The following is a 10,114-nucleotide window of genomic DNA, read 5'->3' on the forward strand; positions in this document are numbered from 1 at the left end:
TTTTGCCATGTTTAACAGTTTGACTGGAGTTGTTACCGGAAAATTTCCGCAGAAACTTTTTATAGAGACAAATGGAATTGAATGGGACGTTACAGTTCCCGACACTTCGCTTGAAAAAATTCCGCCAGTGGGAAGCAAAGGACGCGTTTTTGTCTGGATGCAGCACACTGAAAATTTAATGTCGCTTTTTGGATTTGCCACGGAAAATGAAAGGGCTTTGTTTTTTGATCTTTTAAAAGTTGATGGAATAGGACCTAAAGGCGCGGTCAAGATTATGAGCAATATTTCCACTACGGCTCTTGCTGAAATTCTTGACAGCGGCGATGTTGATGCGCTGAAAAAAGTTCCAGGAGTCGGACCGAAAACTGCTGGAAAAATTATTTTGAGTTTAAAAGGAAAGCTTTCGTTTGTTTCAAATGAAAATATATCTAGTGCAGTTAGAAAAAATAATGCCTATTCAGATGTGATTGATGCGCTTGTGAGCATGGGATATGACCGCGCAAAGGCAGAGGATGCTGTTTCAAAAATTTCTTCAGAGCTCCTTTCTGATGAAAATTTCTCTTTGCTTAGCCAAAATGCAAAAGAAGATTCAGTATTTAAAAAATCGATTCTGGAGCTTGCAAGATGAATAAAAGTGTAAATGCCAGAAGTTCTTATATGAAAAAGCCTTCTGAAGAAGACGAAATGAATATTGTTACGCAGCTTGCGCTTCAGGCTGCGCATGGAAAATCAGCTGAATCTTCTGTGAATATTGTGCGCGCGGATATTGCTTCCGCAGATGATGTTCAGGAAAATTCTTTGAGACCTGCGCTTTTGGATGAATTTCTTGGGCAGCAAACGGTAAAAGAAAATCTTAGTGTTTTTATAGATGCGGCCAGAAAACGACAGGAAGCTTTGGATCACTTGTTTTTGATTGGACCACCTGGACTTGGAAAAACAACTTTGGCGCAAATTACTGCGAATGAACTTGGCGCAGACTTTAAAGTTACAAGTGCGCCTGCATTGGAAAAGCCAAAGGATCTTGCAGGAATTCTTTCAACAATTTCTCCGAGGACTGTTTTTTTTATTGATGAAATTCACAGATTAAAGCCTGCAATCGAAGAAATGCTTTATATTGCGATGGAAGACTATGAACTTGACTGGATTATCGGACAAGGAGCTGCGGCAAGAACTGTCAGAATTCCGATTCCTAAATTCACTCTTGTGGGCGCAACAACAAAAGCCGGAATGGTTTCTAGTCCTCTTATAAGCCGTTTTGGAATTATACAGCGTTTTAGTTTTTACACGAAAGAAGAACTTGCTTCTATAATTCGGCGTTCTGCAAAAATTCTTAATGTTCAAGTTGAAGACGATGCGGCTTTGCTTATGGCAGGATGCTCAAGAGGAACTCCGCGTGTTACAAACAGAATTCTTCGGCGCATGAGAGATTTTGCGCAAGTTGAAGGAAGCGGCATTATTACAAAGTCGATTGTAAAAAAAGGACTTGAACGGCTTGGCGTTGATTCTTTGGGGCTTGAAAATTATGACAGGGAAATTCTTTTGGCGATTATTAAAAAATTCGGCGGAGGACCTGTTGGCGCGGAAACTCTTGCTATTTCAATTGGAGAATCAATGGATACTCTTGAAGATTATTATGAGCCTTATTTAATTCAGTGCGGACTTTTGCAAAGAACTCCACGCGGAAGAGTCGCCACAGAAAAAGCTTACAATCATCTTGGAATTTCTTTTGAAGGAAATGCAAAGTCAGAGCCAGCTTTTGATTTTTAAAACAAACAACTTTTATTTTTAAGGAAAATATATGAAGACCAGTGACTTTAATTTTGATTTGCCTGAAGAGCTTATTGCGCAAAAACCTTCTGGAGTCCGCGGAAATGACAAGCTTATGTTTTTAGATAAATCGAATGGAAATGTTTTTCATTATGCCATGAAAGATTTAGTTGATTTGGTTGAGCCCGGCACTTTAATGGTCTTTAACAATAGCAAAGTCCGCCGAAGCCGATGCTACGGAATAAAAACAGATACTGGACGCGAGCAGGAATTTATGTTTTTAAATCAGACTTCGCCTGAAGGAAATGCCTGGAACACAATGGTCAAAGGCGCAAAAAAAGTGAAGGCAGGAAATGTCTATAAGTTCCCAGATGGAAGTGAAGGCACTATTGTTGCTGATTCAAAAAATGACGGAACTGAATTTAGGTTTATAGAATTTCCATTTAGGCTTACAGAAGAATGGTTTGAAAAAAATGGACACATTCCACTTCCGCCATATATTCGGCGTGAAGATGATGATACAGACAGTGAGCGTTATCAGACTATTTACGCAAAAGAAACTGGAAGCGCGGCTTGTCCTACGGCTGGACTTCATTTTACAGAGCCTGTTTTAGAAAAACTCAAGGAAAAAAATATTGACCTTGAATGGATAACTCTTCATGTGGGACTTGGAACTTTTCTTCCTGTGCGCGCAGATAATATTGAAGAGCATAAGATGCATGAGGAATTTTATACAGTTCCTTATGACGTTGCAGAAAAAATCAATTCAGCAAAAAAAGAAGGACGGCCGGTTCTTGCTGTTGGAACTACGAGTGTAAGAACTTTGGAAAGCGCTTCAGATGAAAATGGAGTCGTTCACGGCGGAACAAGAAGCACAAGTATTTTTATGTATCCGGGATATAAATTTAAAGTTGTGGATCAGATGTTTACGAATTTTCATACACCGGAAAGCACTCTTATTATGCTTGTGAGCGCATTTGCTGGACGTGAAAATATTTTGAATGCATACAAAATTGCAGTTGAAAATAAGTATCGTTTTTTCAGCTATGGAGACGCAATGCTTATAAAATAATGCACAAATTTTAAATGCGCAACTTTATTTTTACATAAGCTGTTCAAAGGCGTTGCGGAGCAGATTTAGAAACTGAGCTTTTAAAATCAGTTCGGAATCTGTTATTTTATTTTGCTCAACAAAAATTTTCTTTGCGCTGTCAATCAAGTCGTCGATTGTTTTTGCAGAAAGAGGAAGCCTTGTTCCGATTATTCTGTTTTCAAATTCCGGCGAATAAAAAAATACTTTTCCTGCAAATGCGATTCTTATTTTTGCAATCATTCCGCGCTGTGTGTCTGCAAGAAATGCAAAGCTTGCAGAAAGCTCGTTTATTGTATTTGAAGGTCCAACTCTCTTGAAAATTTCAACTTCCCATTCATCAAGCGGAATTCTTACTTTTGTCAAAATGTGCTTTTCTGGAATTCCTGTGAATTTGTTGAAAGGGACATAAAGAGTTTCATTCTGATTTTTAATTTCAAGCCGTGCATTCAATGCGAGTAGAGGTGCCCAAAGCGTATACTTAAAATCTTTTGCGCAAATGTTTCCGCCTAAAGTCGCAATGTTTTTGATTTGTTCTGTGCCAATGGATTTAAGTGCTTTTGCAAGAACTGTTGGAAGTTTTTGCCCGCCTAATAAAATCATGTTTGCAATTGAAACTGCGCTGCCGAATTCTATGTGCCGTTCTTTTTTGTCTATGATGTTCAGCTCTGGAATCATTCTGAGCGAAACTGATTTGTCCTGAATTTTTTTTAGTTGTGTGCATCCTGCAAGAAGCTGAATTTCGTTTACGCTTTTTATGTGGTAAAAAACATCAGATAATGTTTTTGAAATAAATACAGTTTTACTTTTGGGCATTTGAGTTTTTTTCCTCTCTTGCATGCTTTGCGGCGACTGCATAAAGAATTCCATTTGTCAGTGTAGAAAAATCTGTGCAGCACGAGTCCAAATTTTTTATTGCTGAATATATTTGATCCAAAGTCGGACGATAGTAATTTTTTAAAATAGTGTAGGCTGTGAAAATTTTTCCGGCATTGCAGTATCCGCATAAATTTATTCCTGCCTTGGAAAATCCTGCAATTATGTCTTGGTAGCACGGATTGCTTTGAAAATATTCAAGAGTTACAATGTGGCAGTCGCGGGCAATTCCGACTGGAATGAGACAGCTTGCGGCGGATTTGTCATTAAGCAAAATCATGCAGTTTCCGCACATTCCTTTTTGGCAACCGCATTTTACACTGTAAAGTTTTTCTTTGCGCAGAACAGACAAAAGAGATTCTGTTGGCTCTGCGGAAAGAACTATTTTTTTATTGTTCAGATACAGCGGAATTTTCATTTTGAGTTTCCTCCTTTTCTGTCTGCTCTTTGTTTTTCTGTTCGGCTTCCTGCTCTTTCTGCATTTTTATTTTTGCCTTTTGCTCTTTGATTTTTTTGTAGAGCGAATCTGTTTTTAGCGGAAGTGAATTTATTGTGCAGTTCAACGCTTGTGTTAGCGCTTGCGTGTATGCGGCAGGAATAACCTGATGCACAAGTTCTCCTATTTGAGATGGATCTTTTTCTGATTGCATAAAGGAAATTTTTATGTTCTTGCATTCAACTTTATCATCTTCAAGAAGCGATGAAAGAACTTTTTGAATTCCAAGTTTTACTGTAGAAGTTGCGGCTTGAACGTTAAGAATTTTTCCGCCGTTTAAAATAAGATTTATGCTTCTGATTTTTTCGCGGTATGTGCAAGGATTTATTTCCAGTTCAATTGCTGCCGCAGCAAAAGATGTTGAATGAAACGGCTTTCCTGAAAAAGTTTCATTGTTCCATTCAGTCTTTTTTACAGATGCGGTTTTCTTTTTTACTTTGAATGGAAGAGGCTCGTCTGGTTTTCTTCTTTTTATTGCAAGACAGCATTTTTTCAAAAGAGATGTCATTATGCTTATGTTGCTGTATACGTTTTCTGGAAGCGGCGGCTCTTCTCCATTGCTGAACACGGAATTTATTTTTACGCAAAGAAGCGGAATATTTAAAATTTCAGCAGCGATTCCTCTCCATATTTCGTGTACGGAATTTGAAACTGGAGGACAGTGGATTGTTAAAATTGAATCCGTTTCCAGCGTTACTTCGAGAGTATGGCTTCCGTTGTAAATTTCTGAGCCGTAATATCCAGCTCCTTCAAATGCACACGAAAATCCTATTCCGCGCATTGGAGATGAAAAAACAGAAACGTATTCTTTTGGACCGCTTCCAAGCTTCCAGTTCATGGCGTCAAGTCTGTAAGAAGCATATTTTCTGTTAAAGTCGCTTAGTTTAGAAAGTGCTTCAATTGTCTCGTTGAATTTTTCAATCTCAAAAAGAAACTGCGCTTTTGGAATTTTTCTTTTTGTAAAATCTATGTTCAAATGATTTTTCTGCCGGAACTCTAAAGGCGTAAGATTGCATTTGTTGCAGAGCTCGTTTATCTGATTTTCAACAGCAAAAAAAGCCGCGGAGTCAATCAATTGGATGTCAACTGAGGATGCGGGATTTAAAGAACTTCTTGCAGTTGCCGTTATAAAAATATTTTTTGGATTGTAGCAGCCGCATGAAGCAATTGAAAGCCTGTCGATTATTTCCTGGGCAAACGGATTTGCAAAGCCCGCATTTACTTCAATGGCAATTTTCATGGCTTCAATAAGGCCTTTTTCATTTGCCGCAGTTTTATGATGAATTGAAATTGGCTGCATCTTGTTCAAAAATTTTTCCTGCTCATTTCTTGTGTAGACAAGCTTTACAGGATGACCTGTTTTTTTTGCAGCAACTGCAGTTTGGCAGGCGATTATTGAATTGTACCAAATGCTGTTTGTTCCTCGGTTTGCTGAAGTTGTTTTTCTTATTGTTATTGATTCAGGAGGAATTGCGAGCGCTTCTGAAGCTGTGTGCCTTAAATTATTCAGCCATTGTGTTGGCGTTGAAATTGTTACAGAATTGTCTTTCCAAAAGCACATTGCGCCGTTTGGTTCTCCGTAATCTGGAGTTTTCAATGCATATCGCCATTCGTTTTCTGCAACATATTTTGCTTCTTCAAAAATTTTTTCTATGCAGGCTTCATCATTTGATTTTTCAAAGCAAGGACCGAACTTTATAATTCTCTGTGCAAGTTTGTCTGAAAAAAATTCTTCTTTGATTTCCTTGATGTTTTTTATTTCTTCATTTTGAATTTTAATTTCTTTCTTTGTTTGCTTCTTGCCGGAATTTTCAAGAGCTTTTGCATTTATGTCAAATTCATCTGGAAGGTAATCTTCAATTGTGTTTGTGTCAATTGTCAAAACAAGCTCATCAAAAAGTGACTGCAAAACTGCTTCGTCAGGACCAGCTAAAAGCGCAAGCGGCTCTCCTTCATACGAAATATTACCTTCGCAGAAAACAGGAATTTTTCCTTTTTCAGTATCGACTAAATTTGAGCCAGGAACATCACGCGCAGTTACAAGACTATATCCGTCCGGCAAGTTTGGATGCGAAACTGATTTTACAATTCCTTCGCTTACTGGACTTCTTACAACCATTGCAAAGTACATATTGTCCATTGTAAGGTCGCTGTAGAATTCTTTTTGAAAAGAAACTTTTGAATTTTTTTTTGCGTATGAAGCTTTAGGCATGGTATTTTTCTCCAATTTCTTTCACTGCCTGAATAACGTAGCTGGTCATTTCTTCTGTCATGTCCGGCCAAAGCGGGATTGAAATTGATTCCTGAAATTTTTTTTCAGCTTCAGGAAATTTTTCTTTTGTGAAATCGTGGTAGAGTTTCTTCCAGTATGAAAAATGAAAAAGAGGAATGAAATGCACGCTTATTCCGATTCCCATTTCTTGAAGCATAGAGGCAAATTCATTTCTTGTGCATTTTAATTTTGAAAGTTTAAGGCGCAGAATGTAAAGATGGCAAGCATCTCCTTCTGAAGTCGGCGGAATTTTTAAAAAGTCTATTTTTGAAAAAGCATCGTTGTATTTTTTTACGTGCACTTTTCGCTTTGTATCAAGAATGTCAGCTTTCTTTAACTGAACCCTTGCTATTGCAGAAAGAATGTCCGGCAAGTTGCTTTTGAATCCCGGAGCTACAATATCGTATTCCCAGCTTGCCTTGTTTGAAGTGTATCTGTCCCAAGCGTCCCGGTTCATTCCGTGAAGTCTCATCTGCAGAATTCTTTCAGCAGTTTTTTTGTCTTTTACACAAACCATTCCGCCTTCGCCGCAAGTAATTGTCTTTGTTGCATAAAATGAAAATATTCCAGCATCTCCGATTGCCCCGGCAAATCCAAGCCTTGTTTTGCTTGGAAACGAATGCGCGCAGTCTTCTATTACTTTTACATTGTATTTTTCAGCAAGCTCCATTATGCGCTTCATGTTGCATACATTTCCTGCAATGTGAACTGGAACTATTGCGGCGACATTTTTTCCACGTGGACTTTTTAAAATCTCTTCAATTTTTTTTGGATCTATTGAATAGCTTTCTTTTTCAATGTCGGCAAAATAAACGTCAGCTCCAAGATGGCGCGCGCTGGCCGCTGTGGACACAAAAGTGTAGGGCGTTGTTATAACTGCTTTTCCTGGCTTTACACCTAACGCTTCCATCGCAAGAACCATTCCGCTTGTGTTGCTGTTAACTGCAAATGCAAACGGAGAATTTATTTTTTGTGCGAATTCCTTTTCAAATTCGTGTGTTTCTTTTCCGGTTGTAAGCCAGCCGCTTCTTAGAACTTTTACACAGGCTTGCTCTTCTTCTTCTGAAATTGATGCTTTAAAAAAAGGCACGTTCATTTTTTTTTGTTCTATTTTTTGCTCGCTTAAACTCATTATAAAACCGCCTTTGCATAAGACTTTTCATTTTTTGCGGATACATTTTCTTCGCGCTTGTAAAATTCATCAAGAGTTGGAACTGCTTTTCTTAAAATTTTTTTCAGCTCGACGCTGTTTCTGTAAAGTTCTTCTTTGCCTTTGGAAAGCACGCAGATTGGTTTTAAAGAATCAATCAATTCATCGAGTGAAAAATTTTTTGGCGAAATATTTGTGAGCTTTAAAATCTTTTTGTATTCAGTTGGCTCTGGATTTTCTTCTTTTAGCCACAAAGGTTCTTCAAGACGTTCGCCTTTTCTTGCTCCGATAAACTGGATTTTTATTTCTTTGTCCGGCGTAAATCCAGAAAATTTTATTACCTGCTTTGCAAGCTCCAGAATTTTTATAGGCTCGCCCATGTCTAAAAGATACGATGCTCCGTTTGTTCCCACGCCTCCAGTCTGAAGCACAAGCGAGCAGGCTTCTGGAATCGTCATAAAATAACGCTCCATTTGCGGGTCTGTTACAGTTACCGGACCTCCATTTTGAATTTGCTCCATAAAAATTGGAAGAATTGAACCTCTGCTTCCAAGTACATTTCCAAAACGAACGAACATAAATGATTGGTTTTTCTTTACCTTTTGCGCTGCTTGAATTATAAGTTTTTCACATAGCATTTTGCTTGCGCCGTAAACGCTTACTGGCTCAACTGCTTTGTCTGTTGAAATAAGCACGAATTTTTCAGTTCCTGATTCAAGTGCGGCATCCAAAATATTTTTTGTTCCAAATACATTGTTTTCGATTGCGGCGATGGAATTTTCTTCCATCATTGGAACATGCTTGTATGCGGCGCAGTGAAAGATAACATCAGCATGAGTGTGAGAAATTATGTACTTTACATATTCCCTGTCTTTCATGTCGCCGATTATTGGAACAATTGAAGCTTTTTGTCCTACGCCTTCATCCTGAAGAACATGAAGTTCTCTGTAAATATTTACGATTGAATTTTCGCCGTGTCCAAAAAGATAAAGCCGTTCTGCTCCGCCTGAAAGAAGCTGGCGTGCAAGTTCACTGCCAATTGAGCCTCCTGCACCTGTTATGAGAACACGTTTTCCCTTTAGATAGGAAAGGCTTTTTGCAAGCGGAATCGTTACTGGAGTTCTTCCAAGAATGTCCAGCGGATTTATATCTCGCGCCTGAATTATGTGGGCTTTTTCATCAATGACTTGGCTTATGGAAGGCAGAATTTTTATCTGAAGAAAACCGCATTTTTTTAGAGAGGAATAAATTTTTCTGATTCTTTCAACTGGCGCGCTCGGAATTGCAATTACTGCTTGGTCTGCTCCGTTTACCCGCAAGGCATCCGCAATGCTGTCAATAGGACCCAAAACTGGAATGCCGTCAATTTTTGTTCCTATTAAATTTTTGTCATCATCGAGAAACGCAGAAACTGTTCCAAAGACTTTTTTTTTCGCAATGTCGTTTGCAATCATTTGTCCGGCAAAGCCTGCGCCTATTATATATAGTCTGCCTTCGATTTTATTCATTTTCCCCTCGGATAATCTAGCAGTCTACCATATAATGCTGATTTCTTCAATGTTGGCTTTTTAAATTGAGAAATTAGCTTTCGGAGATTTTTTTTACTTCGGTTATGAATTCTTCAAGGTTTGTAAAATGGCGGTACACGCTTGCAAAACGAATGTATGCGACTTTGTCTACGGAATTAAGTTTTTTAAGAACAAGCTCTCCGATTTCCTCTGTTGAAATTTCGCGTTTTAGTTTTCCGGCTGTATATGCCTCGTCTTCAATTTCGTTTACAATCAGGTCAATAAAGTCTGTTGAAACAGGACGTTTTTCTAGCGCGCGCTCAATTCCCTTTGCGACTTTTTTTATGTCGAACGGCTGTCTTCTTCCATCGCGCTTTACAACCATAAAAGGCTTTTCTTCTATTTTTTCGTAGCTTGTGAATCTGTGTCCGCACGAAATGCACTGCCGTCTTCTTCTTATGCTTTCGCCGTTTGCCATTTGCCGGGACTCAGTAACTTTGTCGTCAAAACTTCCGCAGTAGGGGCATCTCATTTTTTATTTCCTCTTTATCTGCTGCATTATTTCTCTTGTGATAAGTTTCAGATATTAATGCTTTCGAAACTAGCTCATTATAATTTTTTACAGCGAAAACCTCAATTGTTTTTTTTACTTTGTTTGCTAGACTTTTTTTGTCGTATATATTCTGTTAGGCTGAAAATGTATTTTCCACTGTTTTATTTGTATATGATTCTTGGCAGCACAGGATATGTGTATATACGAAACAAAGGTTTGTAAATACGTTGCACAGTTTAACTGTAGTTGTTATACAGCCTGAATTTCGAGTTTCAGTAGGAATTTACAAAAAAAGCGTAAAACCTTAAAATTTGTCTGACAAACAAAAAATCAAAAGGATTACGCTTATGTATGAACAAATACTATCCTTAGTGACGTCATTTTTCAAGAGCATGAAAGGAA

At 38.2% G+C, this 10,114-nt stretch carries 9 protein-coding genes; 3 read left to right on the plus strand and 6 right to left on the minus strand.

All coding sequences use genetic code 11. The annotated features are described in order from the left end of the window. Positions 1 to 7 precede the first annotated feature (7 nt). Genes ruvA through queA form a run of 3 tightly spaced genes read left to right on the plus strand, consistent with a single transcriptional unit; the run spans position 8 to position 2,839 of the window. The gene (gene ruvA / locus B4C08_RS08705) at positions 8 to 628 is read left to right on the plus strand and encodes a Holliday junction branch migration protein RuvA (RefSeq protein WP_296664527.1); all 621 of its coding nucleotides are present in this window, start codon (positions 8 to 10) and stop codon (positions 626 to 628) included. After that, positions 625 to 1,767, plus strand: coding sequence for a Holliday junction branch migration DNA helicase RuvB (gene ruvB, locus B4C08_RS08710; protein ID WP_296664529.1), 1,143 nt, complete (start codon positions 625 to 627; stop codon positions 1,765 to 1,767). The genes ruvA and ruvB overlap by 4 nt, the downstream gene beginning before the upstream one ends. Before the next feature lie 31 nt (positions 1,768 to 1,798). Beyond that, positions 1,799 to 2,839, plus strand: coding sequence for a tRNA preQ1(34) S-adenosylmethionine ribosyltransferase-isomerase QueA (gene queA, locus B4C08_RS08715; RefSeq protein ID WP_296664531.1), 1,041 nt, complete (start codon positions 1,799 to 1,801; stop codon positions 2,837 to 2,839). Between the two features lie 30 nt (positions 2,840 to 2,869). Here the strand turns inward: queA and B4C08_RS08720 are convergent, their stop codons facing one another. The 6 genes from B4C08_RS08720 to nrdR all read right to left on the minus strand — a co-directional run bounded on the left by B4C08_RS08720 (position 2,870) and on the right by nrdR (position 9,691). Then, positions 2,870 to 3,673, minus strand: a complete 804-nt coding sequence (locus B4C08_RS08720; protein WP_296664533.1) for an FAD binding domain-containing protein — start codon at positions 3,671 to 3,673, stop codon at positions 2,870 to 2,872. Next, a complete protein-coding gene (locus B4C08_RS08725; RefSeq protein WP_296664535.1) occupies positions 3,660 to 4,151 on the minus strand; it encodes a (2Fe-2S)-binding protein in 492 nt (163 codons plus the stop codon). Before B4C08_RS08725 ends, B4C08_RS08720 begins: the two co-directional genes overlap by 14 nt. After that, positions 4,123 to 6,441 (minus strand): xanthine dehydrogenase family protein, encoded by a 2,319-nt coding sequence (locus B4C08_RS08730; protein WP_296664536.1) that lies wholly within the window; start codon positions 6,439 to 6,441, stop codon positions 4,123 to 4,125. Before B4C08_RS08730 ends, B4C08_RS08725 begins: the two co-directional genes overlap by 29 nt. Further along, positions 6,434 to 7,633, minus strand: a complete 1,200-nt coding sequence (locus B4C08_RS08735; protein WP_296664538.1) for a DegT/DnrJ/EryC1/StrS family aminotransferase — start codon at positions 7,631 to 7,633, stop codon at positions 6,434 to 6,436. Before B4C08_RS08735 ends, B4C08_RS08730 begins: the two co-directional genes overlap by 8 nt. Next, positions 7,633 to 9,159 (minus strand): polysaccharide biosynthesis protein, encoded by a 1,527-nt coding sequence (locus B4C08_RS08740; RefSeq protein ID WP_296664540.1) that lies wholly within the window; start codon positions 9,157 to 9,159, stop codon positions 7,633 to 7,635. The genes B4C08_RS08735 and B4C08_RS08740 overlap by 1 nt, the downstream gene beginning before the upstream one ends. 73 nt (positions 9,160 to 9,232) lie before the next feature. Continuing rightward, entirely contained in the window at positions 9,233 to 9,691 is a 459-nt protein-coding gene (gene nrdR, locus B4C08_RS08745; RefSeq protein ID WP_296029144.1) for a transcriptional regulator NrdR, read from the minus strand. Positions 9,692 to 10,114: the final 423 nt, after the last annotated feature.

It is taken from the genome of Treponema sp. UBA753 (genome assembly GCF_002297325.1).
Lineage (GTDB): Bacteria > Spirochaetota > Spirochaetia > Treponematales > Treponemataceae > Treponema_D.

Coding starts and splice junctions, on each gene's coding strand:
- ruvB (WP_296664529.1), top strand. CDS start 625: ATGAATAAAAGTGTAAATGCCAGAAGTTCTTATATGAAAAAGCCTTCT.
- queA (WP_296664531.1), top strand. CDS start 1,799: ATGAAGACCAGTGACTTTAATTTTGATTTGCCTGAAGAGCTTATTGCG.
- B4C08_RS08740 (WP_296664540.1), bottom strand. CDS start 9,159: ATGAATAAAATCGAAGGCAGACTATATATAATAGGCGCAGGCTTTGCC.
- ruvA (WP_296664527.1), top strand. CDS start 8: ATGTTTAACAGTTTGACTGGAGTTGTTACCGGAAAATTTCCGCAGAAA.
- B4C08_RS08730 (WP_296664536.1), bottom strand. CDS start 6,441: ATGCCTAAAGCTTCATACGCAAAAAAAAATTCAAAAGTTTCTTTTCAA.
- nrdR (WP_296029144.1), bottom strand. CDS start 9,691: ATGAGATGCCCCTACTGCGGAAGTTTTGACGACAAAGTTACTGAGTCC.
- B4C08_RS08720 (WP_296664533.1), bottom strand. CDS start 3,673: ATGCCCAAAAGTAAAACTGTATTTATTTCAAAAACATTATCTGATGTT.
- B4C08_RS08725 (WP_296664535.1), bottom strand. CDS start 4,151: ATGAAAATTCCGCTGTATCTGAACAATAAAAAAATAGTTCTTTCCGCA.
- B4C08_RS08735 (WP_296664538.1), bottom strand. CDS start 7,633: ATGAGTTTAAGCGAGCAAAAAATAGAACAAAAAAAAATGAACGTGCCT.